We start from the raw sequence: 23618 nt of genomic DNA on the forward strand, positions 1-23618 counted from the left end.
GCGTACGGCAAAACCGTGTGGTCCTGGCCGTCGTTGCTACGGTCAAGCTTTGCGGAGATGGATCGGGGCTCAACCGGGTCTTAGGCCATCGTCAATTCGCGAAGCGACGGTGACAAAAGGAACTCGTCGCCGGGGAGAGCGCGGCATAAGCCGTCAACCCGCTGCGCAGGGAAGGCCGAGTGTTCGGCTACACCTGTATGCTGCTGTGCGGTTTCTCTGCGCTACATGCGCACAGTGGACCGCGGGTGCCAGCCGGCACCTGGTCTTCCCTGCGCCCTCTTCACCAAAGAGGGTCAAGGAAAAAAGCAAAACTCGGGCGCTTCGAGCCGCGAGAACGCTGATCCACGGGTGAAACGCTGGTGCTGCCGGACAGGATTGAACTGTCGACCTCTCCCTTACCAAGGGAGTGCTCTACCACTGAGCTACGGCAGCAAATGCTGGCGAAGAATCAGGCCGCGACATGGGCCCGCCAAGCGGGGCGATGGATGCCACAAGGCCCCCTCATGTGCAAGCTTGCCGCCTTGCGAAATCGATAAAATCGGCCCCGTTGGATGCCGGAGGTGGCCTTTTTGTCCCGAAATGACCGGTTTTGGCTCGATTTGGTTCCCGAAGAAATCCCCAGCCAACTGGCCAGTTGGCCGCGCCCTTGGATTCGACCAATTCTCCCGCCTTCGTTGCGCCGGCGGCCTGGCGCCCCTTGAGCTGTCGTTTTTCGGTGGCATGCTGCCGCCGACCAACCGTGATGGGCCACGATGACCGGCGAAAACGACAAGAGGCGAACGGGCGACTCCCGGCAGGACCGGCTGAAATCGGCGCTGCGCGAAAATCTGAAGCGGCGGAAGGCGCAGGCGCGCGAACGCGCGGAGAACACCGGTCCCTCGCACAATGACGAATCCTCCGTGGATGAGGAGACCGCCGGGAAGCCCGGCCGCTGAATTTTGCGAATGAGCGAGAGTGACGATGGTGCAGGACGAACCGCAACGAGCCGACAGGGACACGCTGATCTTAAAGTTCTCCCGCCCCGAGCAGACATTCCCGACGCTTGCCGCCGCCGAGATCGAGCGGCTGCGCCTGTTCGGCGAGATCAGGCATTACGAGAACGGGGAGCTCCTGTTCGAGACCGGCAAGCGCGGGCCGGGCATGTTCGTGGTGCTGTCGGGTCGTGTCGCCATCACCGAGCGTGATGGTCTCGGTCACGTCACGCCGGTGATCGACCAGGGGCCCGGCCAGTTCCTGGCCGAGCTCGGCCAGCTCTCCGGGCGGCCGGCGCTGGTCGATGGACGCGCCGAGGGCGATGTCGAGGTGCTGCTGATCCCGCCGGATCGGCTGCGCGCGCTGCTGGTCGCCGAGGCCGATCTTGGCGAACGCATCATGCGCGCGCTGATCCTGCGCCGGGTCAGCCTGATCCAGGGCGGCGTCGGCGGCCCCGTGCTGATTGGGCCGTCGAGCTCCGCCGGCGTGGTGCGATTGCAGGGCTTCCTCACCCGCAACGGCCAGCCGCATCACCTGCTCGACCCCGACAGTGAGCATGATGCGGCCGAGGTGATCGCGCGCTACTCGCCGAAGCCGGAGGACTGGCCGCTCGTCGTCACCGCCGACGGCACCGTGCTGCGCAATCCGAGCGAGATCGAGCTCGGGCGCGCCATCGGCATGATCGGCGGCGCGAAGGACGATCGCATCTACGACGTCGCGATCGTCGGCTGCGGACCGGCGGGGCTTGCGACCGCGGTCTATGCGGCCTCCGAGGGCCTCTCGGTCGCCGTCCTCGACACCCGTGCCTTCGGCGGTCAGGCCGGCGCGAGCGCGCGCATCGAAAACTATCTGGGCTTTCCGACCGGTATCTCCGGCCAGGCGCTGGCCGGTCGCGCCTTCACCCAGGCGCAGAAGTTCGGCGCCGACATCATGATCCCGATGTCGGTGCAGTCGCTGGATTGCTCGCGCGCCGGCGGCACCTTCGCGCTGGCGCTGGATTGCGGCGACACCCTGCGCTCGCGCGCGGTGGTGGTCGCGAGCGGTGCGCGCTATCGCCGGCCGGGAATCGCGAACCTGGACAAGTTCGAAGGCCGCGGCGTCTGGTATTGGGCCTCGCCGATCGAGGCACGGCTCTGCGCCGGCGAAGAGGTGGCCCTGGTCGGCGCCGGCAATTCGGCGGGCCAGGCTGCGGTGTTCCTGTCGGGACACGCGAAAAAGGTGCTGATGATCATCCGCGGCGGCGGCCTGGGCGCCAGCATGTCGCGCTATCTCATCGAACGCATCGAGGCGACGCCGAATATCGAACTGCTGTTCAATACCGAGATCACGGCGCTGGAGGGTGACGAGTCCTCGCTGCTGAAGCGCATCCGCTGGAAGAGCCGGCTGTCGAGCGACGAGGATTCCGCCGAGATCCGCAATCTCTTTTTGTTCGTCGGTGCCGATCCCGCCACCGGCTGGCTCGATGGCTGCGGTGTCACGCTCGATCGCGCCGGCTTCGTCGTCACCGGAGCGCAGTCCGAGCAGAATCTGGGACGGCTTGTAGCTCCGCTCGAAACCTCGGTGCCCGGCGTCTACGCCGTCGGCGACGTCCGCTCCGGCTCGGTCAAGCGCGTCGGCGGCGCCATCGGCGAAGGCGCGCAGGTCGTGGCCTCGTTGCACGGCTACCTCGGCGACGCCGCAAAACCGGCGCTTTAGGCAAGGATAAGACAAGCAATCGGCAAGCGGGATGTGACTTGCCATCTTGCCGGCAACCACTGACTATCCCCTCATCCTGAGGAGCGCGCCGCGCGCGCGTCTCGAAGGATGAAGGCCGAGCTGTTGCATTGCGGCCTTCATGGTTCTCGCGGCGATGCGAAAGCATCGTCCGCAAGGCGCTGGCGCGCCTCCTCACCATGAGGATCGAAAGCTGACCGAACGAACGAGGATTTCAATAAGGGAGGACTAAATGGCTGAACTCGTCGTGCTCTACAAGACGCCCAAGGATGCTGCGGCCTTCGACCAACATTATGCCGAAACGCACATTCCGCTTGCAAAGAAACTTCCCGGCTTGAAGAAGTACGCGATCAGCAAGGGGCCGGTCGGAACGCCCGCAGGTCCCTCGCAATTCCATCTCATTGCGATCCTGACCTTCGACAGCGTCGGCGATATCCAGGAGGCGTTCGGCACGCCTGAGGGCAAGGCGGCCGCAGCCGACGTGGCGAAATTTGCCACTGGCGGCGTCGAGATGCAGATCTTCGAGACCAAGGAAGTGTGAGGCGCGCAGCAAAGGACGGCGCGCGTGCGACGGGCCGTCCTTGCCAAGCCGACTCAACTTTCGTCGAAAGTTTGCTGTCGTTTGTGACAGCGGTGCAAAAAGTTCGAGCATGCGTCTGTCCATTCGCACGACGGCGCATGGCTCGGCGTGCGTGCGTGGCGCCAACGCATGTAGCAATCCGATGAGGGCCGTAATACCATACTTCCGATCTCAGCGCAGAGAGTAGGAGAGATGCCATGGTTCTCGGGTTGAGCCTGCCCGCCTTCACGATGGTACATGTCATCATCAGCTTGATCGCGATCGTCAGCGGCCTCTTCGTGATGTCTGGATTGCTCGGCTCGAAGCGGATGCCGGGCCTTACCGCGATCTTCCTCCTCTTCACCATCCTGACCAGCGCTACCGGCTTCCTGTTTCCGTTCAAAGAGCTAATGCCGTCGCATATGATCGGCATCCTCTCACTGGTGCTGCTCGCGATCGCCTGCATCGCGCTCTACGGCATGAAGCTATTGGGCGCGTGGCGCCCGATCTACGTCGTGACCGCGATGACATCGCTCTATCTCAACGTCTTCGTGCTGGTGATCCAGTCCTTCCTGAAGGTGCCGGCACTGGCTGCGCTGGCGCCCGCCGTGCCGCCGGCGCCGCCGTCAGGTCCCGTGTTCGCCGTGGTGCAGGGCATCGTGCTCGTGTTCTTCGTGCTCGTGATCATCGGCGCGTGGCGCCGCTTCAGGCCGATCGCGTTCGTCTGATCGATCGCGGGCCGGCTCGCCACGGCCCGTCATTCCGGGGCATCGCGCAGCGATGAACCTGGAATCTCGCACAACAATCCCCAGATTCCGGCCACCAAGGAGCAATCATGCCCACCATCACCACCAAAGACGGCGTCGAGATCTTCTACAAGGACTGGGGCTCGGGTCAGCCGATCGTGTTCAGCCACGGCTGGCCGCTGTCGTCCGACGACTGGGACGCGCAGATGATGTTCTTCGTGACCCGTGGCTATCGCGTCGTCGCCCATGACCGCCGCGGCCATGGCCGCTCGGCGCAGGTCGCGGACGGCCACGACATGGATCACTACGCCGACGATCTCGCGGCGCTGACGGCGCATCTCGACCTGAAGGATGCCATTCATGTCGGCCATTCCACCGGCGGCGGCGAGGTCGTGCACTACATCGCTCGCCACGGCGAGAGCCGGGTGGCGAAGGCGGCGATCATTTCCGCGGTGCCGCCGCTGATGGTGCAGACGCCGGCCAATCCGGGCGGCCTGCCCAAGAAGGTGTTCGACGATTTCCAGACACAGCTCGCCGCGGGCCGCTCGAGCTTCTATCGCGACATCGCCGCCGGTCCCTTCTACGGCTACAATCGCCCCGGCGCGAAGCCGTCGGAGGCGGTGATCCAGAACTGGTGGCGGCAGGGCATGATGGGCGGCGCAAAGGCGCATTACGACGGTATCGTCGCCTTCTCGCAGACCGACTTCACCGAGGATCTGAAGAAGATCAACGTGCCGGTCCTGGTGATGCACGGCGACGACGACCAGATCGTGCCTTATGCCGATTCCGCGCCGCTGTCGGCCAAGCTGCTCAAGAACGGCACGCTGAAGACCTACAAGGGCTTTCCGCACGGCATGCCGACCACGGAAGCCGAAGCCATTAATGCGGACCTTCTGGCGTTCTTCAAGGGGTGAGGCACGCCGCGTTGGCTTCAAGCCGCCGGTCCGCTAGCTTCGCGGAAATATCAGCGCTCCCGCGCGTTGAGATGATCCCGCGTCGAAGGAGAGGTGCCGGCGATGTCTCCTCTGCTCAAGATGATTGCGCTCGACGCCGACGATCTGGCCGTGATCTCGGCCCAGGTGCAGGATGCCCGGGTGCAGACCGCGGACATCATCTGGCGGCAGGGCGAGAAGCGGCTGGTGGTCGCCATGAGCCGGCTCGACTGGGAGCAGACGCTGGCCGGCGAAACCGAGCCGCGCCGGCTGGTCGCTGCGCTCCGCTTCGACCGCGTGCTCGCCTGCAAATCGCGCAACATCGATCTTGCCGTGCCCGAGCAGATTCTGGACCTCATCGGCATCGAGTTTCATCCCCAGGACGGCCGCGCCGACGAGCCCAGTGGCAGCGCCCTGCTCCTGTTCGCCCATGGCGGCGCCATCCGCCTCGACGTGGAATGCCTGGAATGCGAGCTGACCGATCTCGGCACGGACGAGCTCGGGATCGGGTCGAGAATAAAGGGGGAGGGGTGAGGCCCGGGGCGAGGGATGGATATCCGTGCCACATTTCCGCTGGCGTCCTGGCGAAAGCCGGGACTCATAACCCCAGGGTTCGGTTGTTGAAACGATATGTGGCCGAGGTCCGCGCCGTCGCATCTGCCGGTGGTAATGGGTCCTGGCTTTTCGCCAGGACGACATTGAACGGGGATGACGGCGGAAAACGACCACATCTCCCAAGGGTTGACGCCGCTTCCCCGCCGCGCCATTGAGCAGGGATCGGGTGAGCCGATCCGCCCCAAAGACCAGCCAGAAGCCAAGCCAAAATGCCCGTTCGTCTCGACCGCAGCAGCGCCGATTTTGACCAACGATTTGCGGCCTTCCTCGCCGCCAAGCGCGAGGCCTCGGCTGACGTCGAGGCCGCCGCACGCGCCATCGTCGAGGACGTGGCGAAGCGCGGCGATGCCGCCCTGATCGAGGCGACGGCGAAGTTCGACAGGCTGACGCTGGCTGCATCGGCCTTGCGCGTTTCCGCCGCGGAGGTCGAGGCCGCGAAAAAGGCCTGCGATGCCGCGACGCTCGATGCGCTCAAGCTCGCGCGCGACCGCATCGAGGCCTATCACGCGCGGCAGTTGCCGAAGGACGAGCGCTTCACCGATCCCCTCGGCGTCGAGCTCGGCTGGCGCTACTCGGCAATCGAATCCGCCGGCCTCTATGTGCCCGGCGGCACTGCGGCCTATCCGTCCTCGGTGCTGATGAACGCGGTGCCGGCCAAGGTTGCCGGCGTCGCGCGCCTCGTGATGGTGGTGCCGGCGCCGGACGGCAAGCTCAATCCGCTGGTGCTGGCGGCGGCCCAGCTCGGCGGCGTCAGCGAGATCTATCGCGTCGGCGGCGCGCAGGCGGTGGCCGCGCTAGCCTATGGCACCGCGACGATCGCGCCGGTCGCAAAGATCGTCGGTCCCGGCAACGCCTATGTCGCCGCCGCAAAACGACTGGTGTTCGGCAAGGTCGGCATCGACATGATCGCCGGCCCCTCCGAGGTGCTGGTCATCGCCGACGACACCGGCAACGCCGACTGGATCGCCGCCGACCTGCTGGCGCAGGCCGAGCATGATGCCAGCGCGCAGTCGATCCTAATCACCGACTCCGCGCGCCTCGCCGCCGATGTCGAAGCCGCGGTCGCGGCGCAGTTGAAGACGCTGCCGCGCGCCGCGATCGCTAGCGCCTCGTGGAACGACTTCGGCGCCGTCATCATGGTGAAGACCCTCGCCGACGCCATCCCGCTCGCGGATGCCATCGCCGCCGAGCATCTCGAGATCATGACGACGGATCCGGATGCGCTCGCCGCCAAGATCCGCAACGCCGGCGCGATCTTCCTCGGCGCGCATACACCGGAGGCGATCGGCGATTATGTCGGCGGCTCCAACCACGTGCTGCCGACGGCGCGCTCGGCGCGGTTCTCCTCGGGGCTGTCGGTGCACGATTTCATGAAGCGCACCTCGATCCTGAAATGCGGCCCGGACCAGCTCCGTGCGCTGGGCCCGGCCGCGATGACGCTCGGCAAGGCGGAAGGGCTGGACGCCCATTCGCGCTCGGTTGGATTGCGCCTCAATCTGTCATGACCAGCTCGCCCGAACAGGACGACTCCAGCAATCGCATCGTCGCGGTCACCCTCGACGAGGACTCGATCGGCCGTTCCGGCCCCGACATCGAGCATGAGCGCGCGATCGCGATCTACGACCTGATCGAGCAAAACCTGTTCGCGCCTGATGGCGCCGACGGACAGGGCCCGTTCACACTGCATATCGGCATCACAGGCAACCGGCTGATGTTCGACATCCGCCGCGAGGACGGCACGCCGGTGGTCGCGCATCTTTTGTCGCTGACGCCGTTCCGCCGGATCGTGAAGGACTATTTCATGATCTGCGACAGCTACTACCAGGCGATCCGCACGGCGACGCCGGACAAGATCGAGGCCATCGACATGGGCCGCCGCGGCATCCATGACGAGGGCTCGCGCACGCTCCAGGAGCGGCTGAAGGGCAAGGTGCGGGTCGACTTCGAGACCTCGCGCCGCCTGTTCACGCTCATCACCGTCCTGCACTGGAAAGGATAAACGCGGATGGCTGCGCCCGCACGCGCACGCGATCCGCAGTCGGTGCTGTTCGCCTGCGCGCTGAACAGCGTGCGCTCGCCGATGGCCGAGAGCCTGCTTAGGCACATGTTTCCGCAAGGCCTCTACGTCAAATCCGCCGGCGCCAGGAAGGGCGAACTCGATCCGTTCGCCGTCACCGTGATGGCCGAGCTGGGGCAGGACATCTCCACCCACAAGCCGATGACTTTCGAGGAGCTGGAGGATTGGGAGGGGTTGAACTTTGACCTCATCATCACGCTCTCGCCCGAGGCGCACCACAAGGCGCTGGAGCTGACGCGGACGCTCGCCGCCGATGTCGAATACTGGCCGACGCAGGATCCGACCGGCGCCGAAGGCAGTCGCGACCAGAAGCTCGCCGCCTATCGCGACGTCTGCGACCAGCTCCTGCTGCGCATCCGCCGCCGCTTTGCCAAGGTGGGGGCGGCGAGCGGGTAACTCTCGCCCCTGGATGCGCCGGGTCCGCGACAGACACCGCCGTAACACCCCCGTCACAGACCGCAGGCACACGCATCCTGGCAGCCTCGAATCAGTAAAGTCCGGGTTCCCGGGTTGTGAAATCAGCCCCCTTCCGATAGGTTCCGCGCGCAATTCACCCTGCTTCGTCCCCTCAAAATCACCTGATGCTTGGCCGCCCCAAATTCGTTCTTGCCTCCGGTTCGCCGCGCCGCCTGTCGCTGCTCAACCAGGCCGGCATTGAGCCGGACGCGCTCAGGCCCGCCGACGTCGACGAGACGCCGAGGCGGGGCGAGCTGCCGCGCGCCTGCGCCAACCGCCTCGCGCGGGCGAAGGCCGACGCGGCGCTGAAGTCGGTGCAGCTCGACGATGAGCTGCGCGGCGCCTTCATCCTTTCCGCCGACACGGTGGTGGCGGTCGGCCGCCGCATCCTGCCCAAGGCCAACCTGGTGGATGAAGCCGCGCAGTGCCTGCGCCTCCTCTCGGGCCGCAACCACCGCGTCTACACCGCGATCACGCTGGTGACGCCGCGCGAGGCCTTCCGCCAGCGCCTGGTCGAGACCCGCGTCCGCTTCAAGCGCCTGTCGGAGGACGACATCCAGGCCTATATCGGCTCCGGCGAATGGCGCGGCAAAGCCGGCGGCTACGCCGTGCAGGGCATCGCTGGCTCCTTCGTGGTGAAGATGGTCGGCTCCTATACCAACGTTGTCGGCCTGCCGCTCTACGAGACCACGGCGCTGCTCGGCGGCGAAGGTTTTCCGATCCGCTTCGGCTGGCTCAACGCCGCCGGCATGTGAGCGCGACGGCGGCGCCGGCCGCGCCGACAAAAATCTCGAAAACAACCCCATGCAAAGTAGAATCGCCCCTACGGGATACGTGCGCGTGCGCCGGAGGAACCCGTTTGCCGACAGGCGCTTGAACTCCCTCACCTTGTGGAAGTTGCCGCGACCATGAACGACCACGTCAAAAACCCCGCCCCGCAGCGAAAATGCCCGATCTGCGGCAAGCCCGCCGAGCATGCGACCCGCCCGTTCTGCTCCTCGCGCTGCCGCGACGTCGACCTGAACCGCTGGCTGAAGGGCGCCTACGTCATCCCCGGCCGTGACGACGAGGAAGACGACGTCGAATAGATGAATATTATCAAGTATTTATATAGATAGAGCGTCGCGCCCGGCTGCTGCATCCCGGCCCAGTCCCACCTTGTGCACAGCCGGGCCGCCCCCCCGCGACGCCTTCAGGCGAAGCCGGGTGGACAGGCCGCTCCGAGCCCACTATAAACCGCCCGCTCGATGGGCCTTGGCCCCTCTCTTGGAGCACGCCCAGGTAGCTCAGTTGGTAGAGCATGCGACTGAAAATCGCAGTGTCGGTGGTTCGATTCCGCCCCTGGGCACCAAAGCTACGCTTTTCCGCGCCCGAGCACGATCCTGTACGCCGCGAGCGATTGCACGAACGAAGCTGTTCTCCTGTTGGCGGAGAAACGACCCGTTCAGAACAACAAATGATCTGCTCCACCCAAGCGATCAGGTCGAGACGACCCCAGCCAGACGTGTGACCACATCATCGATCTCGTCCGATTTGGTGGTCCTTCCTAAGCTGAAGCGGATCGCTCCCATGCCGATCCTCTCCGGCACGCCCATCGCGGCAAGGACGGGCGAGAGCTCGATCCGTCCCGAGTGGCACGCCGAACCAGTCGATGCCGCGACGTCGCTGAGTTGTCCCAGGATATCCGAACCGATCTTGCGGACAAATGATACGTTGAGGGTGTTGGGCAAACGATGTGTCGCGTGGCCATTGAGCACGACGTGATCGCCGAAACGATCTTGCAGTGCATGCCAGAATCTATCACGCAGAGCCCGGACGCGTTCCATGGGAGCGAGGTCCTGCCCTAATGCGGATGCTGCTCCGAGCCCAGCAGCGAGCAATGCGCTCTCCGTCCCGGCACGGCGGCCCAGCTCATGACCAGCGCCGTGAATCAACGGCTCCAATTCGAGGCCGCCGCGCACGTAGAGTGCACCGACGCCTTTCGGCGCATAGAGCTTGTGACCAGCGATCGACAACAGGTCGACGCCGAGTTCGTCGACCTTGGTCGAGATCTTGCCGACTGACTGCGCCGCGTCGGTATGAAAACGGATGCCGTGCTCCCGCGCGATCTCGCTGATCTCCCGGATCGGCTGGATGGTGCCGACCTCGTTGTTGGCATGCATGATGCTGATGAGGGTCGTCTGCGGAGTGATCGCGCGACGGACGTCCTCCGGATCGACGCGGCCTGTTCGGTCCACCGGGACATGAGTAATCAAGGCGCCGAACCGCTCGAGAAATCGGCAGGGAGCAAGAACAGCCGGATGCTCGATTGCCGACGTGATGATGTGCGCCCCTTGGCGGTTCGGCGCGAAGAACGTGCCTTTGATCGCCAGATTGTTTGCTTCGCTGCCGCCGCTGGTGAACACGATCTCGTCGGGCGCGGCGCCGATCAGCGCGGCGACTTGAACGCGGGCGCGCTCCAGGGCGGCCTTGGTCGGCGTGCTCGCCCAGTGGCCGCTGGAGGGATTGCCGAAAGCCTCCTTCAGGAAGCGTTGCATCGCCGCCGCGACCGCTGGATCGATTGGCGTGCTCGCGTTGTAGTCGAGATAAATCGGCGGCAATGCCAGCTCCTCGGTGGTTCAAAATACCAGTACCTTCTCGGCGGAAGCGGTAAGGGTCGCGAGTTCGGCCATGGTGCTGCGTCTCGCGCCATTGATCATCTCGGCATCAGTGAGCCCGCGGGCGTCCATGCAGGTGCCGCAAAGCAGGACTTGCCCTTTGCCCGCGAGAACGCCCTTCAGCATGCGCTCCACGTTGTAGTAGCCGTCTGGCGTCTTCTGGCCCAACTTCGCGGCCACTACCGCGTCAGCCATCAAGAAGACCGTCACCGTGATCGCAGGATCGCTCTTTGCGAGAGCGAGGGAGAGGCGCAAGGCGTTGTAGGTCCGCTCGGTGCCGTAGGGCGGATCGTTCAGTATCAGCAGAATCACGTTCCCTCCTCCGACTAAGCGAGCTCGAGGCGGCGCGCCGAGTTATTCGCCGAGGACGCGTCGCCGGTCCTCGAATTCCGTCTTGTCGATCTCGCCACGCGCAAAGCGCTCCTTGAGAATATCGAGCGGCGTGCGGGCAGGCGGCAATTGGTTTGGCGGATATGTCCCTGGCCACGGGCCGCCCAGCCAGCGAGCAAGTACAACCGCGAGGGCAACAAGGAGCCCGAGAAAGAGGATCATGAACAACGGACCGAAGATCATGGCGTACCAGCCTCCGCCCCAGCCCATCATGTGTGGACCCCAACCATAGTAACGTTCGGCATCTGACGGTCCCTGAACCTGCGCCCACACTGCCCCCGGTAGGAGACAGAGAGCAGCGACCGTTTGGACCAAGACTTTCTTCATGGGCTTGCTCCAGCATTGAAGAACCCAAACTCTACTCCGCCGGTCGGCCCGCGTTTTGCGCCAGGTCAACCGAGCCAGCCGCACGTTCGCGCATCAAGACAGCCACGGCGGCGCCGGAGATGAACGTCAGGGCGGCGATCGAAACGATCGCTGCTGCAAGTCCAAATCTGTCCGCGATAATGCCCGCCGACAGCGCCCCGATCGCGTAGCCGAGATCGCGCCAGAAGCGGTAGACGCTGAGCGAGCGCGCCCGCCAGCTCGGATGCGAGGCATCGGACACCGCGGCGATCAGGCTCGGATACACCATGGCCGTACCGACACCGAGCAGCAGGCTGCCGACCAGCCACCACTCGAAGTGACTGGTCGCGGCCGTCAGGAACAGGCCGGCGGCCTGAATCCACATGCCGGCTGCGATCAGGCCCTTGCGGCCCCAGCGGTCGGACAGAGGACCCGTGGCGACCTGCAGGATGCCCCAGACTGCCGGGTAGACCGCCTTCAGGACCCCGATGCGTTCGACCGAAAGACCAAAGGACACGAAGAACAGCGGGAAGATGCCCCAGCTCATGCCGTCGTTGAGGTTGTTGACGAGGCCGGCCTGGGACGCCGCGAACAGGTTGCGATCCCTGAAGGAGGTGAGGAGGAATATCTCCTTGAAGCTGATTGGAGCGGCCTGCCGGGCGTGCCCCGCCGTCTCCAACCGCACATGCTCGCGCGTGTCGCGCACCAGCAGAATGGAGAGGGCCAAGCCGAGGATCGCGTAGGCAACGCCGAGGTAGATCGGCGCCGGCCGCAGCCCGTATTCCGACGCAATGTACCCGGTGAGATAGGCGGTCACGCCGACCGCGAGATAGCCGGCGAACTCGTTCAGGCCGACAGCGAGTCCGCGCGACTTCGGCCCAACCAGATCGATCTTCATGATCACGGTCATCGACCAGGCAAAACCCTGGTTGATGCCGAGAAGCGCGTTTGCGGCAATGACCCACGTCCAGCTCGGCGCCCAAATGATCATGAACGGCACCGGCAGCCCGGCGAGCCAGCCCAGGACGAGGACACGCTTGCGCCCCCAGTTGTCGGCGAGTTGCCCGGACACCAGATTGGCGCACGCCTTCACGACGCCGAAGCTGACGATGAAGGACATGACAAACGTGGTCGTCTCGACCCTGAATTCCTCGGCACCGATCAGCGGCACGACGGTGCGCTCGATCCCGACCATGCCGCCGACGAAAGCGTTGATGAGGACGAGTAGCGCGAATTGCGGCCAGTTCTCCTTCAGTCCCAGCCTGACCGATGTGGCCGCTTGTGACGCGGATACGGCTTCGCTCATGGCGTCAGGCCGCAGCAGCAGTGACGCCTGAATTGGCGGCTCTGATCTTCGCGGCCTCCGGCGGGGCCGGTGGAATCTCGGCGACCATGAACCGGACGAATTCGGCCTCGTCCGCGATCACTAAGGCCTGGTTGTGCCGCTTCTCGAAGCCGATCGTGGACCACGGCTTGCCGCTCAGCCGACGGCCGCAAACCGAACCCGCATAGGCGCCGGGCAGTACCTCGACGTAATCAGGCAAGCCCTTCAGCTTGCGCACGCTGCGGAACAGTTGCTTGGCGCCTTCTTCGGCGCTGGCGGCGAGCTCGGTACGGCCGAGATCGCCGACCATCAGAGTGTGGCCGGTCAGGACGAACCAGGGCTCGTTCGCGCGCGTCCGGTCGGTCACAAGAATGCAGATGTGCTCGGGTGTGTGACCCGGCGTGTGGAGAACGGTCGCCGTGACGTTGCCAAGCGTAAGGACGTCGCCGTCGCCAACCCCCTTGAACGGAAACAACACACCCGCGTTCGATGAGAGCACGTAGGACGCCCCCGCTGCGTCCGCGAGAGCCCGTCCCGCCGAGAGGTGGTCGGCATGAACATGCGTGTCGATGACGAAGTGAATGCGCATGCCGGCATTGTCGGCGGCTTGCAGATAGGGCTGGATGTCGCCGACAGGGTCGACGACCGCGCCGGCCGCCTTGCCGCCGCAGCCGAAGAGGTAGGAAATGCCGATGGGCTCGCTATGCAAGAACTGGCGGAGGATCATGGACTTGCACTCCTCTCAAAGAGCGGCTAGTGATATTCAATCAATCTGCTGATTGATATATTCAGGAGCTGCCGTGTCAAGTGCCGGACCGAAACACGCGATTTATGAGAACCTCGCCGAGGTGGCGCAGGCGTTGGGCCATCCGCATCGGCTTGAATTATTGGAGCATCTCGCCCAGCGGGTGCGCAGCGTCGAGGAGCTGTCGGCCCGCGCCCATCTGACGTTCGCCAACACCTCGCGCCACCTGCAGATCCTCAGGCGTGCACGCCTCGTCGAGACGGAGCGTCGCGGTAAACATGTTCTCTATCGCCTGGCCGGCGATACCGAAGTGGTCGCGCTGATGAAGGCGCTAGGTCGGGTCGGCGAGCGGAATGTCGCCGAGATCGGCCGCGTCGTGACCGACTACTTCCACGCCCGCGACGCGCTCGAACCGGTCTCGCGAGATGATCTGGTCGCAAGATTGCACGACGATCTGGTCACCGTGCTCGATGTCCGTCCTGATGACGAGTTCGCTCTTGGCCATCTGCCGGGCGCGCTCAACATCCCGCTTGGCGAACTGGAACGACGGCTCGGCGAACTTCCGAAGGGGCGCGAGGTGGTCGCCTACTGCCGCGGCCCCTACTGCGTCCTTTCGTTCGAAGCGGTCGCAACGCTCCGGGCCCAAGGCTATCGCGTCCGCCGGCTCGAGGACGGCTATCCCGAATGGAAAGCCGCCGGCCTGCCGGTCGAAGCCCTCGCTTGAGACAAGCCGATCAGGTGCATCATGGATGATAAGCCTCATCGCGCAGAAGCCGCGTGGCCGATTGTCGGCCTCAAGGACCACAACGCGCCCTCGGTCTTTCGGCCCGAAGCGCTGTTGAGGGAGGCGCGCCGGCAGAGGCAATTGCCGCTCGCCACTGTCCCGGAGCTTTGCGTCCTCGATCCGGACGGTGACGTCGTCCGTCACCTCAAGCGGACCGGCGCCGGCCGTGTCCATGAAGGCTGGGCCTGCTATCACACGGAGCTTCTTGCCTTCGATCTCGACGGCTTGGGCGAGGTTGGGATCGTCGGCTGCGCCGTGGGCGCGCCGTTCGCCGTGCTGGTCGCCGAGCAACTTTTCGCGTCCGGCTGCCGGCTGCTCGTCAGCGTCACGTCAGCCGGACAAATCACTCCGATCGGGCCGACGCCGTACTTCGTGCTCATCGACCGCGCGCTGCGCGACGAGGGGACGAGCTATCATTACCTACCGGGCTCGACCTTCGCCGAAGCACCTGACGCGTCGCTACTCACGAATGTCGAGCAGGCCGGGTGGGCTCTGCCGGGCATCACGATGCATCGGGGCGCAACGTGGACGACCGATGCCCCCTATCGCGAGACCGAGGCCGCCATCTCGCGAGCGCGGGATCTGGGCGCGCTCGCCGTCGAGATGGAGGCCGCCGCTCTCTATGCCTTCAGCGCGAAGAGCGGCAGTCCCGTCGTCTGTTTTGCGCACGTCACGAATGCGATGGCGCAGACGGAAGGCGATTTCGAGAAGGGCGAGGCCGATGGCGCGAAGGCGACGCTTGCGGTTGTCGCTGCCGCGATTCGGGGATGGTCAGCTACTCCTAGGCCAAGTTGAACCGCCAGGGGAGGGGACAAGGGGCGGCTTCAGCAGGCTATAAAGACGCTTTCCAGCGGGCCAGCCTGCCCCGGCGATGAGAAAAGCTCCCGCAATTGTGGGGTTTCGCGGCAGCAAAACTCCGCCACCCTCCCGGGGACTCAGGCCACCATATTAAGGACAAACAGCAGCTTGTCTTGTCGGTGATTACGTATGTTCCCCTCCCTGGGCACCAAAACTGCGCTTTTCCACGCTGAAGCACGATGTTGTACGATCATGCTCGCCAAATGATCGCGGGAAGAGTTCGCGGATTTATCTTCCTGGTAGTGCGCGAGTTTCCGTATGTTCGAATCCGGGCCCGCAACCGCCGTTCTAGCGATGTCCGCGCGACCAATAAGCGCTCCCTTACGACGGCAAATCGCGTGGCCTTCGTTTTTTTGGCCGCCCGGAACGATGTAGACCCCGCACTTCCTGCTGTTGAAAGAGCTCACCGCACACGTCACGCAACCATTGGCTTGCCGGGTCGTGATGGAAGCGGGCGTGCCAATATTGCTTCACCGTAAAGCCGGCGATCGCCAGCGGACAGTCGAGCACGCGCAGTCCGTAATAGTGAGCCAACGTTTCGCCGATGTGCCTTGGAAGGGTGGCGATCAGGTCAGTCGTGCCGATGATTGCGGGTAACCCCAAAAAGCCCGGTAGCTCGAGCGCAACGTCAAGGACTATCCGCTGCTCCTGTAGGGCGTCCGCGAGCAACTGATGTCCGGTGCCGGAGCGAATGACGACGTGCGCCTCACGCCTGAAATCACTTGCGGTGATGCGGTCGCGGATCCGGGCATGTTTTGCATTCGCCAGGCAGACCCAATCCTGCGGAAAGAGCGCTTGTTGGAAGTGCCCGGCGTCGAGGTCCGAGATGTAGCCGAGCGCCAGATCGGCCTCGCCAGACTGCAGCATTCGTGGGGTATCGCCGCCGATCTGCGCCGCCTCGATTCGGATGCCCGGCGCAACACGACGAACGTAGGCGAGGATGGCCGGAAGCAGCGTGATGTGGCTCGCATCCGTCATGCAGATCACAAAGTGCCGCTTTGCCGTCGCCGGATCAAACTCGGGACGAAGCTCCGCCAGACGCCGCAGCATCTCCAACGCCTGTCTGGCCGTGCCGATGAGCGCCTCGGCGCGCGGGGTCGGCAGCATTCCCTCCGCCGACCGAGTGAAGAGCGGGTCGTCCAACTCCTTGCGCAGGCGGGCCAGCCAGATCGAAATGGTCGGCTGACTTTGACCGAGCTTCTCGGCCGCCTTGGTAACGCTGCCCGTGGCGAACAATGCGTCGAAGAGCCGGAGCAGGCGCGGCTCCAGCAGGTTCGTCTCGGAGGCGTCTTGGTGCTTCATTGCGATCTGCAATAATGGATATAAGGATCATAGCATATCCAAATACCAGGCGGCCTGCTAGCACGCTTCCAACACCAAAATGGGTGAGGGAGAAGCGTTCGGATGAGGATCTGCTTTATCGGAGCAGGAGCCCTGGGCTCGACCATCGGCGGCACGCTGGCGCGCGGCGGTGCCGAGGTCTGGTTGATCGATCCGTTTCAGGCCCATGTCGACGCGATCAATGCCAGTGGTCTGCGGATGCTCGAAGGTGACGCCGAGACCGTCGTGAAGGTCTCTGCCTGCACCTCCCCGAGCCAGGTCGGCATCGTGGCGGACCTCGTCATCGTCCTCGTCAAATCCTATCACACGCGGGATGCGATCCGGACGGCAGCGCCGATCATCGGGCCGCAGACGGTCGTGATGTCGCTTCAGAACGGGCTTGGTCACGAAGACATCCTTTCGGAGGAAGTCGGCCGTGACAGGGTCATGGCAGGTAAGACCTACGTCGGCGGCGTGCTGCTCGGCCCCGGTCATGTGCGCTCCGGGGTCATCGGCAAGGAAACCATCATCGGCGAGTTCGATGGACGCTTGACGGAACGCGCACAGCGAATCTCCGAGACGTTCAATCGTGCCGGCATTCTCACGCTGCTCAGCGACAACATCCTGGGCACGATGTGGGACAAGTTGTTCATCAACGTCGCTGGAGGAGGGATTACCGCCGTTACCGGGCTGACTTACGGCGGTCTCTATTCGCTACCGATCCTGGAAGATTGCGCGCTGGCCGCGATCTCGGAGGGCATCGCGGTCGCGCAGGCGGCCGGCGTGAAGATCTCGATCGCCGATCCGCGCCGAGCCTGGACGATGGCGTCTGCCGGACTGCCGCCCGAGTTCAAGACGTCGATGTTGCAGAGCTTGCAGTCCGGCAATCTGACCGAGGTCGACTACATCCACGGCTCTGTCGTGCGTTGGGGCGCCAAGCTCAACGTGCCGACCCCCGTCAACTCGACCCTCGTCGCGCTCGTCAAAGGGCTCGAATACGCCCGCAGCGACTATCCGGGAAAGGCCTGAGACGATGTCGTTGCCCCGCGCGTACATTGAACACGTCGCGATCCGCGTGGCGGATGTCGATCATCACGTCGGCTTCTTTCGTGAGGTGCTTGGTCTTGCCATTCGCGACGAGCAACCCGCCGACGGCGCGCGCCCGCGTCAGGTATGGGTGCTCGGAAGCGTGCAACTCATCGAGGATCCGCATTTTGTCGGGCCGGAGGGGCGTCTCGCCCATCTCGGCATCATGGTCGACGATTACGCAGGCGTGCTCGCCCGTGCCGCCGCCTGGGGCGCCAAGGCGCTACCCGCCGGGCCGAACTGGCTCGAGCTTCCGGGCGGGCTCAACGTCGAAATCTTGCAAGCGAGCGCCGGCGCTGTGGAAGCCGCCCTGGCGATTAATCCTCGTGCCTAGAGTTAGAGGAAGACGCGACATGACCGATGAGCGCTACTGGGATGATGCCAAGGTCGGTGACGAATGCGTCACCCCCTCTGTGACGGTCACCGAAGCGATGGTGAATGCCTATGCCGAACTGACGGGTGATTTCACGCCGGTCCATGTCGACGAGGAATACGCCAAGACCACACCATTCGGCACGCGCGTCGCGCACGGGCTGTTTGGTCTGTCGCTGGCCGACGGTTTGAAGACCCGTGCCGACTACCGCTTCCTTCCGGGAATGTCGCTGGGCTGGACGTGGGATTTCAAGCTGCCGATCAAGCTCGGCGACACCGTGCACGTGAAGTTCCGCGTCGGCTCGATGCGCACCACCAAGCGTGAGGGGTGGGGCATCGTGGTGCTGCCCTCGGAGCTGATTAATCAGCGCGGCGAAGTGGTGCAGCTCGGTGAGCATCGGCTGATGATTCCGATGCGCCCGAAGAACAATGCCGTAGGAGAGCAGGCATGACGGGGCAAGATCTGCCGCTCAAAGGCGTTCGCGTCATCGACTACAGCCATTTTCTGGCAGGCCCGTTCATGGGCCGTTGCCTCGCCGCGATGGGCGCGGAAGTCATCAAAGTGGAGCGTCCGAAGGAAGGCGATGCGGGCCGCGCCCACGGCTATTTCAAGGACGGACAATCCGGCTACTTCCTGCAGCAGAACATGGGCAAGCAGGGCTTGTGCATCGATCTGCGCGACACGCGTGGTCTCGACATGATGATGAAGCTGGTCGACACAGCCGACGTCTTCATCGAGAACTACCGCCCCGGCGCACTTGAGCGCCTCGGGCTCGGTTACAAGGCGCTGTCGGCGCGGAATCCCAGACTGATCTACTGCTCAGTCTCCGCCTATGGCCACACCGGTCCCTATGCTGACCGCCCAGGCTTCGGCCTGATCGCAGAGGCGATGTCGGGCGCTCTGGCGCAACTTGGCTCCCCCGGTGAAGCGCCGCCGCTGCTGCGGATGCCACTGGCCGACATGTATACCGGCATTCACGGTGTGGCTGCCATCAATGCAGCGCTGGTCGGCCGCGCGTCGTCCGGGCGCGGTCAGCATATCGATCTGGCGTTGTACGACTGCATGGTCTCGATGCACGACTATGCGGTTCAGCGGTACTTCCTCTCCGGCGGTACCGACCTGCCGAAGCAAACCGGAAGCGGTCAGCCGGATTCCACCGTCTACGGCGTCTTTCCGGCCAAGGACGGCAATCTTGTTATCGCCGCGCAAGTCGATGATGCCTGGCGACGATTGGCGACGCTGATCGGAGGAAGCAGTTTGTTATCCGACGAGCGCTTCACCACGCCTGCCGCGCGCAACGCCCACTATGCCGAAGCGATGGACGTCGTGCGCAACTGGACGCTGTCGCAGCCGTCCCGGGATGCTTGTCTTGCCGCACTCGATGAAGCAGGTGTGCCGTCCGCTCCCGTGCAGACCATTGAAGAGGTCGTGAAGGACCCGCAGATCCACGCGCGCGGCATGCTGGTCGAGCAGGAACATGCTGTGCTCGGCAAGGTGACGTTGCCGAACCTGCCATTCCGTTTCTCCGATTGCGACACCACGGTGCGCACTCCGGCACCACTGCTCGGCCAGGACAATCGCCGCATTGCCGCCTCGTTGGGGCTGTCGGCCGAGCTCGTCGAGGCGATGGTGCGCGACGGCGTCCTCTACAACGAATCCGCCGTGCAGGAGTGAACCATGAGCGATCGTTATGCGGTGATTGGCAACCCGATCGGCTTCAGCAAATCACCCCTCATCCACGGCACTTTCGCCAAGATGACGGGACAAGACCTCGTCTATGAGGCGATCGAGGGGCCACTCAATGGCTTCAACGAACGGGTCGATCAATTCCGGGCCGAGGGCGCCAAGGGGCTGAACATCACCGCCCCATTCAAGCTCGATGCCTTCGCCTATGCAAACGAGCTTTCAGAGAGCGCCAAACGAGCAGGCGCCGCAAATTGCCTGAAATTCGACGGCGATCGGATCATTGCCGAGAATTTCGACGGGATCGGCCTGGTGCGTGACATCGCGGTCAATCTCGGCGTCAAAATGGCCGGCCGGCGCGTCCTGATGCTCGGCGCTGGGGGAGCAGCGCGTGGTGCGCTGCTGCCGTTCCTGCGCCAGGAGCCGTCTGAGCTTGTTCTCGTCAACCGTACGCTGTCGAAAGCGGTGGCATTGGTCGAAGAGTTTGCCGGCTGTGGTCCCCTGATTGTCAGCGGCTATGCTGAACTGGCCGATCTCGCCGAGGGTTATGACGTCGTGGTCAACGCGACATCGGCCAGCCTGCGAGGTGAAATGCCTCCGCTTCCGGGCAATGTCTTCCAGGGCGCGGAGCTGGCGTACGAACTTGCCTATGGGAAAGGATTGACCCCTTTTCTAAAGGCTGCCCGCGCAGAAGGCGTAGCCAAGCTGGCCGACGGCGTCGGCATGCTGGTCGAGCAGGCGGCGGAAGCTTTTGCCTGGTGGCGCGGCGTTCGACCGAATACTGCTCAGGTCATCGCCGAACTGACCGTCTCATTGAGCTGACGTGATGCCGAGCATGCATCCGAAGTCCAGCTTTCTCGTCGGCCTGATCGGCAGCGGCATCGCTGCGTCCCGCACCCCGCCCATGCACGAAGCGGCCGCCGACGCCGCCGGCATTCGCTATCTCTACAAGAAGATCGATCTGGCCGAGTTGAAGCTCGGCGTCGAAGCCTTGCCCGAATTGCTCACCGCCGCGAAGCGGATGGGTTTCAGCGGATTGAACGTGACGCATCCGTGCAAGCAGGTGATCCTTCCACTCTTGGACGAGCTCTCGTCGGATGCAGAAGCGCTTGGTGCGGTGAATACCGTGGTCATCAGGAATGGCCGAATGACCGGCCACAACACCGACTGGTTCGGCTTCGCCGAGAACTTTCGCCGCAACATGGGGGGTGCGCCGCTCGGCCGCGTTGTCCAATTCGGCGCGGGTGGTGCAGGCGCGGCGGCAGCTTTCGCGCTCATGAAGCTCGGCGTGAAGGAACTGACCATCATAGACCTCGACTCCGCCAAGGCGCAGGGCGTGGTCGACGGATTGTCCCCCCGATTTGCAGAAGCGCGCTTAGGGGTCGGCCAGGATGTTGCAGCGGCAGTGGCTGCCGCAGACGGAATTGTCAACGCAACGCCGATCGGCATGGACAAGTATCCGGGCACGCCGCTGCCGACGGCCCTGCTGCGTCCCGATTTGTGGGTCGCTGAGATCGTCTACTTCCCACTGGAAACTGCACTGCTGCGGGCGGCACGTGCCCTCGGCTGCCGCACCGTCGATGGCGGTGGCATGGCGATCTTCCAGGGCACCGAAGCATTCCGCCTGTTCACGGGCATCTCACCTGATCCAGACGTCTTCTTCGCCACTTTTGCATCCCTGGGAGGGTGACACCCGGCCGATGGGCGAGCGGCACGCACAACGCCCGAGAGGAAACGCAAGATGGGCTACACGCTCGATTTCTCGGTGGTTTGGCATGCAATGCCCGCGCTACTGTGGGGGTGCGTGGGTACGTTGGGCCTGGCGCTTGCCGGAATGACGCTCGCAATGATTATCGGTGTCGCCGGCGTCGCGGCACGCGATGCGAGGGCGGCCTGGTTGCGTGCCAGCGTGATCGGCTTCGTCGAGATCGTGCGAAACACGCCTTTCCTGGTGCAGATCTTCTTTCTGTTCTTTGCTCTGCCGCTCATCGGATTGAAGCTCAATCCGACTGCCACCGCCATTATCGCACTTGGTGTCAATGGCGGCGCCTACGCCATCGAGATCATCCGCGGCGGGGTACAGTCTATTCATAAGGGACAGGTAGAGGCCGGCTACGCGCTCGGACTGCATAAATGGCAGGTATTCCGGTTCATCGTGCTCAAGCCCGCACTTCGCGCGATCTACCCCTCGCTCACGGGGCAGTTCATCATGCTGACGCTGACCTCATCGATCTGTTCGGCCGTATCGGCTTACGAATTGACCTCGGTTGCGCAGCGCATCGAAAGCGACACATTCCGCAGCTTCGAGGTCTATTTTTCCGTAACCTTCCTGTATCTCGCGATCTCCTGGCTGTTGATGCTGGGCTTCTCGGTCGTCTCTCACCGCTTCTTCTCATATCCGACACGCTGAGGGGGAGATCATGGCACCGCATTTTGGTCCTCCTGAGTTCGGTTTCCTGCTGCGTGGGTTGCAATGGACGATGCTGCTTACGCTGGTCGCGTTTGCAGGCGGCTGCACGGTGGGGCTAGCTGTCGCATTGCTGCGCACCTGTGGTCATAAGGGGGTAGAGCGGGTCATCCGCATTTACATCGGGATATTCCAGGGCACTCCGCTGCTGCTGCAGCTTTTCGTCGTGTACTACGGATTGGCGCTAACCGGGCTGAAGCTCGACGCCTTCGTCGCGGTGGCGATCGGTTTCACCGTGAACGCCTCCGCCTTCCTTGGTGAGATTTGGCGCGGAGCGATACAGGCCGTGCCGCGCGGCCAGACCGAGGCGGCGATGGCGCTTGGACTGCACTATTCGTCCCGCATGCGCGACATCGTGCTGCCGCAGGCGATCCGCATCTCGCTGCCGGCGACCATCGGCTATCTCGTACAGCTCATCAAGGGCACTTCGCTCGCCGCCATCGTTGGTTTCATCGAACTCGCCCGCGCCGGTCAAATCGTATCGAACCAAACCTTCCAGCCGTTGCTCGTCTTCGGCGTGGTCGGCGCAATGTACTTCATCCTCTGCTGGCCACTCTCATGGTGGGGCAGTCGCATGGAGGCCAGGCTCGCCCTGGCCAATCAAAGGTAGGAACGGGCGCACCTGCTCAATCACATACAGCCATCATCGGGAGGAGATATGTTGTTTTCACTCAATCGTCGCCAGTTCGGCATTGCGCTGCTGACGCTGGGGGCTATCGCCGTCGCAAGTAAATCGCAGGCGGGCACTCTGGAAGACGTTAAGAAGAAGGGCGTCGTCGTCATCGGCATTCAGGGCGATAATCCTCCTTGGGGCTATGTCGATAGCTCGGGGAAGCAGGACGGCATCGATGCCGATATGGGGCGCGCCTTCGCTGACTATCTCGGCGTGAAGGCCGAGTTCGTCCCGCTGGCGGTGGCCAATCGTATTCCGGCGCTGACCACAGGCCGCGTAGACATTCTGTTCGCAACCATGGCCATGCTGCCCGAGCGCGCGAAGGCGGTGCAATATTCCAAGCCGTATGTCGCCAACGAGATCACGCTTGTCGCTGCCCAGGCGACCCCGATCAATAGCAATGCCGATATGGGCAAGTACGTTATTGGCGTTCCGAGGTCCTCGACGCAGGACACCCAGGTCACCAATAGCGCTCCAGCAGGCACCGAAATCCGCAGGTTTGATGATGACGCGGCCACGATCCAGGCGCTGCTCTCCGGTCAGGTGCAGGCCGTCGGCGCGAACAGCTTCTACCCCCAGCGTCTGAACGCCGCAAAGCCTGAACTTGGGTTCGAGCCCAAGCTTCACTTCACTGCTCTGTACAACGGGGCCTGCACGCGCCTCGGAGAGAAGGAGTGGAACGAGACGGCCAACGAATTCATCGACCAGATCAAATCTAACGGCAAGTTGGCCGCCTTTTACGCCAAATGGATGAAGGCGCCCGTGCCGATCTTCCCTGATTCGGTCCCAGGCGTTCCTTTCACAGTCCAGTAGCCACTGCGAGCGGCCGACGCGCGATCCGCG

The 23618-nt window shown here is 63.9% G+C and carries 28 protein-coding genes and 2 tRNA genes; 23 read left to right on the forward strand and 7 right to left on the reverse strand.

Annotated features, from left to right (window positions below; translation table 11 throughout):
- Nucleotides 1–357 precede the first annotated feature (357 nt).
- A tRNA-Thr gene (locus MTX21_RS29045) sits at nucleotides 358–432 on the reverse strand.
- Nucleotides 433–752: 320 nt separating this feature from the next.
- On the opposite strand from MTX21_RS29045, the gene MTX21_RS29050 reads away from it, so the two are divergent.
- From MTX21_RS29050 to MTX21_RS29105, 12 genes are all read left to right on the forward strand, one after another.
- On the forward strand, nucleotides 753–935 hold the full coding sequence (locus MTX21_RS29050) for a hypothetical protein (protein ID WP_280968057.1): 183 nt from the start codon (nucleotides 753–755) through the stop codon (nucleotides 933–935).
- Nucleotides 936–960: 25 nt separating this feature from the next.
- Nucleotides 961–2667 carry an FAD-dependent oxidoreductase gene (locus tag MTX21_RS29055; RefSeq protein ID WP_280968058.1) on the forward strand — a complete coding sequence of 569 codons (1707 nt, stop codon included), beginning with the start codon at nucleotides 961–963 and terminating at the stop codon, nucleotides 2665–2667.
- Nucleotides 2668–2917: 250 nt separating this feature from the next.
- On the forward strand, nucleotides 2918–3226 hold the full coding sequence (locus MTX21_RS29060) for an EthD family reductase (protein WP_280968059.1): 309 nt from the start codon (nucleotides 2918–2920) through the stop codon (nucleotides 3224–3226).
- A gap of 236 nt (nucleotides 3227–3462) precedes the next feature.
- Entirely contained in the window at nucleotides 3463–3972 is a 510-nt protein-coding gene (locus tag MTX21_RS29065; protein WP_280968060.1) for a hypothetical protein, read from the forward strand.
- A 107-nt stretch (nucleotides 3973–4079) separates the two neighbouring features.
- Nucleotides 4080–4904, forward strand: a complete 825-nt coding sequence (locus MTX21_RS29070) for an alpha/beta hydrolase (RefSeq protein ID WP_280968061.1) — start codon at nucleotides 4080–4082, stop codon at nucleotides 4902–4904.
- A 102-nt stretch (nucleotides 4905–5006) separates the two neighbouring features.
- A complete protein-coding gene (locus MTX21_RS29075; RefSeq protein WP_280970827.1) occupies nucleotides 5007–5456 on the forward strand; it encodes a DUF2948 family protein in 450 nt (149 codons plus the stop codon).
- A gap of 290 nt (nucleotides 5457–5746) precedes the next feature.
- Nucleotides 5747–7042: a histidinol dehydrogenase gene (gene hisD / locus MTX21_RS29080; RefSeq protein ID WP_280968062.1), complete on the forward strand. Its 1296-nt coding sequence runs from the start codon at nucleotides 5747–5749 to the stop codon at nucleotides 7040–7042.
- Nucleotides 7039–7536: a UPF0262 family protein gene (locus tag MTX21_RS29085; RefSeq protein WP_280968063.1), complete on the forward strand. Its 498-nt coding sequence runs from the start codon at nucleotides 7039–7041 to the stop codon at nucleotides 7534–7536. The genes hisD and MTX21_RS29085 overlap by 4 nt, the downstream gene beginning before the upstream one ends.
- 6 nt (nucleotides 7537–7542) lie before the next feature.
- Nucleotides 7543–8010 carry a low molecular weight phosphatase family protein gene (locus tag MTX21_RS29090; RefSeq protein WP_280968064.1) on the forward strand — a complete coding sequence of 156 codons (468 nt, stop codon included), beginning with the start codon at nucleotides 7543–7545 and terminating at the stop codon, nucleotides 8008–8010.
- A gap of 185 nt (nucleotides 8011–8195) precedes the next feature.
- Nucleotides 8196–8825 (forward strand): Maf-like protein, encoded by a 630-nt coding sequence (locus MTX21_RS29095; protein ID WP_280968065.1) that lies wholly within the window; start codon nucleotides 8196–8198, stop codon nucleotides 8823–8825.
- A gap of 153 nt (nucleotides 8826–8978) precedes the next feature.
- Nucleotides 8979–9158: a DNA gyrase inhibitor YacG gene (gene yacG, locus MTX21_RS29100; RefSeq protein ID WP_280968066.1), complete on the forward strand. Its 180-nt coding sequence runs from the start codon at nucleotides 8979–8981 to the stop codon at nucleotides 9156–9158.
- Between the two features lie 187 nt (nucleotides 9159–9345).
- Nucleotides 9346–9421: transfer RNA gene (locus MTX21_RS29105), tRNA-Phe, on the forward strand.
- A gap of 127 nt (nucleotides 9422–9548) precedes the next feature.
- On the opposite strand, the gene MTX21_RS29110 is transcribed toward MTX21_RS29105, so the two are convergent.
- The 5 genes from MTX21_RS29110 to MTX21_RS29130 all read right to left on the reverse strand — a co-directional run bounded on the left by MTX21_RS29110 (nucleotide 9549) and on the right by MTX21_RS29130 (nucleotide 13513).
- Nucleotides 9549–10670, reverse strand: coding sequence for a cysteine desulfurase family protein (locus MTX21_RS29110; protein ID WP_280968067.1), 1122 nt, complete (start codon nucleotides 10668–10670; stop codon nucleotides 9549–9551).
- Between the two features lie 18 nt (nucleotides 10671–10688).
- A complete protein-coding gene (locus tag MTX21_RS29115; protein ID WP_280968068.1) occupies nucleotides 10689–11039 on the reverse strand; it encodes a DsrE family protein in 351 nt (116 codons plus the stop codon).
- Nucleotides 11040–11081: 42 nt separating this feature from the next.
- Nucleotides 11082–11330, reverse strand: a complete 249-nt coding sequence (locus tag MTX21_RS29120; protein ID WP_280968069.1) for an SHOCT domain-containing protein — start codon at nucleotides 11328–11330, stop codon at nucleotides 11082–11084.
- A 145-nt stretch (nucleotides 11331–11475) separates the two neighbouring features.
- Entirely contained in the window at nucleotides 11476–12768 is a 1293-nt protein-coding gene (locus MTX21_RS29125; protein WP_280968070.1) for an MFS transporter, read from the reverse strand.
- 4 nt (nucleotides 12769–12772) lie between these two features.
- Nucleotides 12773–13513: an MBL fold metallo-hydrolase gene (locus tag MTX21_RS29130; RefSeq protein ID WP_280968071.1), complete on the reverse strand. Its 741-nt coding sequence runs from the start codon at nucleotides 13511–13513 to the stop codon at nucleotides 12773–12775.
- 73 nt (nucleotides 13514–13586) lie between these two features.
- Between MTX21_RS29130 and MTX21_RS29135 the strand changes: the two genes are divergently transcribed.
- Nucleotides 13587–14255 (forward strand): metalloregulator ArsR/SmtB family transcription factor, encoded by a 669-nt coding sequence (locus tag MTX21_RS29135; protein WP_280968072.1) that lies wholly within the window; start codon nucleotides 13587–13589, stop codon nucleotides 14253–14255.
- A gap of 21 nt (nucleotides 14256–14276) precedes the next feature.
- A complete protein-coding gene (locus tag MTX21_RS29140; protein ID WP_280968073.1) occupies nucleotides 14277–15110 on the forward strand; it encodes a nucleoside phosphorylase in 834 nt (277 codons plus the stop codon).
- A gap of 384 nt (nucleotides 15111–15494) precedes the next feature.
- On the opposite strand, the gene MTX21_RS29145 is transcribed toward MTX21_RS29140, so the two are convergent.
- Nucleotides 15495–16475: a LysR family transcriptional regulator gene (locus MTX21_RS29145; protein WP_280968074.1), complete on the reverse strand. Its 981-nt coding sequence runs from the start codon at nucleotides 16473–16475 to the stop codon at nucleotides 15495–15497.
- A gap of 102 nt (nucleotides 16476–16577) precedes the next feature.
- Here MTX21_RS29145 and MTX21_RS29150 point away from each other — a divergent pair, with 102 nt between their 5' ends.
- From MTX21_RS29150 to MTX21_RS29190, 9 genes are read left to right on the forward strand one after another with little or no spacing between them, the layout of a single operon-like run.
- Nucleotides 16578–17522, forward strand: coding sequence for a ketopantoate reductase family protein (locus MTX21_RS29150; RefSeq protein WP_280968075.1), 945 nt, complete (start codon nucleotides 16578–16580; stop codon nucleotides 17520–17522).
- Nucleotides 17523–17526: 4 nt separating this feature from the next.
- Nucleotides 17527–17913 (forward strand): VOC family protein, encoded by a 387-nt coding sequence (locus MTX21_RS29155; protein WP_280968076.1) that lies wholly within the window; start codon nucleotides 17527–17529, stop codon nucleotides 17911–17913.
- A 19-nt stretch (nucleotides 17914–17932) separates the two neighbouring features.
- Nucleotides 17933–18403: a MaoC/PaaZ C-terminal domain-containing protein gene (locus MTX21_RS29160; protein ID WP_280968077.1), complete on the forward strand. Its 471-nt coding sequence runs from the start codon at nucleotides 17933–17935 to the stop codon at nucleotides 18401–18403.
- Nucleotides 18400–19626 carry a CoA transferase gene (locus tag MTX21_RS29165; RefSeq protein WP_280968078.1) on the forward strand — a complete coding sequence of 409 codons (1227 nt, stop codon included), beginning with the start codon at nucleotides 18400–18402 and terminating at the stop codon, nucleotides 19624–19626. Before MTX21_RS29160 ends, MTX21_RS29165 begins: the two co-directional genes overlap by 4 nt.
- A gap of 3 nt (nucleotides 19627–19629) precedes the next feature.
- A complete protein-coding gene (gene aroE, locus MTX21_RS29170) occupies nucleotides 19630–20457 on the forward strand; it encodes a shikimate dehydrogenase (protein ID WP_280968079.1) in 828 nt (275 codons plus the stop codon).
- Nucleotides 20458–20461: 4 nt separating this feature from the next.
- Entirely contained in the window at nucleotides 20462–21325 is an 864-nt protein-coding gene (locus MTX21_RS29175) for a shikimate dehydrogenase (RefSeq protein ID WP_280968080.1), read from the forward strand.
- 51 nt (nucleotides 21326–21376) lie between these two features.
- Entirely contained in the window at nucleotides 21377–22045 is a 669-nt protein-coding gene (locus MTX21_RS29180) for an amino acid ABC transporter permease (protein ID WP_280968081.1), read from the forward strand.
- 10 nt (nucleotides 22046–22055) lie between these two features.
- Nucleotides 22056–22712, forward strand: a complete 657-nt coding sequence (locus tag MTX21_RS29185) for an amino acid ABC transporter permease (RefSeq protein WP_280968082.1) — start codon at nucleotides 22056–22058, stop codon at nucleotides 22710–22712.
- 48 nt (nucleotides 22713–22760) lie between these two features.
- A complete protein-coding gene (locus MTX21_RS29190; RefSeq protein WP_280968083.1) occupies nucleotides 22761–23588 on the forward strand; it encodes a transporter substrate-binding domain-containing protein in 828 nt (275 codons plus the stop codon).
- Nucleotides 23589–23618: the final 30 nt, after the last annotated feature.

The sequence above is a fragment of the Bradyrhizobium sp. ISRA430 genome, assembly GCF_029909975.1.
Taxonomy (GTDB): Bacteria; Pseudomonadota; Alphaproteobacteria; order Rhizobiales; family Xanthobacteraceae; genus Bradyrhizobium.

Excerpts from the sequence above, each read along its gene's own strand:
- MTX21_RS29050 (WP_280968057.1), top strand. The coding sequence starts at position 753 with ATGACCGGCGAAAACGACAAGAGGCGAACGGGCGACTCCCGGCAGGAC.
- MTX21_RS29055 (WP_280968058.1), top strand. The coding sequence starts at position 961 with ATGGTGCAGGACGAACCGCAACGAGCCGACAGGGACACGCTGATCTTA.
- MTX21_RS29060 (WP_280968059.1), top strand. The coding sequence starts at position 2,918 with ATGGCTGAACTCGTCGTGCTCTACAAGACGCCCAAGGATGCTGCGGCC.
- MTX21_RS29065 (WP_280968060.1), top strand. The coding sequence starts at position 3,463 with ATGGTTCTCGGGTTGAGCCTGCCCGCCTTCACGATGGTACATGTCATC.
- MTX21_RS29070 (WP_280968061.1), top strand. The coding sequence starts at position 4,080 with ATGCCCACCATCACCACCAAAGACGGCGTCGAGATCTTCTACAAGGAC.
- MTX21_RS29075 (WP_280970827.1), top strand. The coding sequence starts at position 5,007 with ATGTCTCCTCTGCTCAAGATGATTGCGCTCGACGCCGACGATCTGGCC.
- hisD (WP_280968062.1), top strand. The coding sequence starts at position 5,747 with ATGCCCGTTCGTCTCGACCGCAGCAGCGCCGATTTTGACCAACGATTT.
- MTX21_RS29085 (WP_280968063.1), top strand. The coding sequence starts at position 7,039 with ATGACCAGCTCGCCCGAACAGGACGACTCCAGCAATCGCATCGTCGCG.
- MTX21_RS29090 (WP_280968064.1), top strand. The coding sequence starts at position 7,543 with ATGGCTGCGCCCGCACGCGCACGCGATCCGCAGTCGGTGCTGTTCGCC.
- MTX21_RS29095 (WP_280968065.1), top strand. The coding sequence starts at position 8,196 with ATGCTTGGCCGCCCCAAATTCGTTCTTGCCTCCGGTTCGCCGCGCCGC.
- yacG (WP_280968066.1), top strand. The coding sequence starts at position 8,979 with ATGAACGACCACGTCAAAAACCCCGCCCCGCAGCGAAAATGCCCGATC.
- MTX21_RS29120 (WP_280968069.1), bottom strand. The coding sequence starts at position 11,330 with ATGATGGGCTGGGGCGGAGGCTGGTACGCCATGATCTTCGGTCCGTTG.
- MTX21_RS29125 (WP_280968070.1), bottom strand. The coding sequence starts at position 12,768 with ATGAGCGAAGCCGTATCCGCGTCACAAGCGGCCACATCGGTCAGGCTG.
- MTX21_RS29130 (WP_280968071.1), bottom strand. The coding sequence starts at position 13,513 with ATGATCCTCCGCCAGTTCTTGCATAGCGAGCCCATCGGCATTTCCTAC.
- MTX21_RS29140 (WP_280968073.1), top strand. The coding sequence starts at position 14,277 with ATGGATGATAAGCCTCATCGCGCAGAAGCCGCGTGGCCGATTGTCGGC.
- MTX21_RS29145 (WP_280968074.1), bottom strand. The coding sequence starts at position 16,475 with ATGAAGCACCAAGACGCCTCCGAGACGAACCTGCTGGAGCCGCGCCTG.
- MTX21_RS29150 (WP_280968075.1), top strand. The coding sequence starts at position 16,578 with ATGAGGATCTGCTTTATCGGAGCAGGAGCCCTGGGCTCGACCATCGGC.
- MTX21_RS29155 (WP_280968076.1), top strand. The coding sequence starts at position 17,527 with ATGTCGTTGCCCCGCGCGTACATTGAACACGTCGCGATCCGCGTGGCG.
- MTX21_RS29160 (WP_280968077.1), top strand. The coding sequence starts at position 17,933 with ATGACCGATGAGCGCTACTGGGATGATGCCAAGGTCGGTGACGAATGC.
- MTX21_RS29165 (WP_280968078.1), top strand. The coding sequence starts at position 18,400 with ATGACGGGGCAAGATCTGCCGCTCAAAGGCGTTCGCGTCATCGACTAC.
- aroE (WP_280968079.1), top strand. The coding sequence starts at position 19,630 with ATGAGCGATCGTTATGCGGTGATTGGCAACCCGATCGGCTTCAGCAAA.
- MTX21_RS29175 (WP_280968080.1), top strand. The coding sequence starts at position 20,462 with ATGCCGAGCATGCATCCGAAGTCCAGCTTTCTCGTCGGCCTGATCGGC.
- MTX21_RS29180 (WP_280968081.1), top strand. The coding sequence starts at position 21,377 with ATGGGCTACACGCTCGATTTCTCGGTGGTTTGGCATGCAATGCCCGCG.
- MTX21_RS29185 (WP_280968082.1), top strand. The coding sequence starts at position 22,056 with ATGGCACCGCATTTTGGTCCTCCTGAGTTCGGTTTCCTGCTGCGTGGG.
- MTX21_RS29190 (WP_280968083.1), top strand. The coding sequence starts at position 22,761 with ATGTTGTTTTCACTCAATCGTCGCCAGTTCGGCATTGCGCTGCTGACG.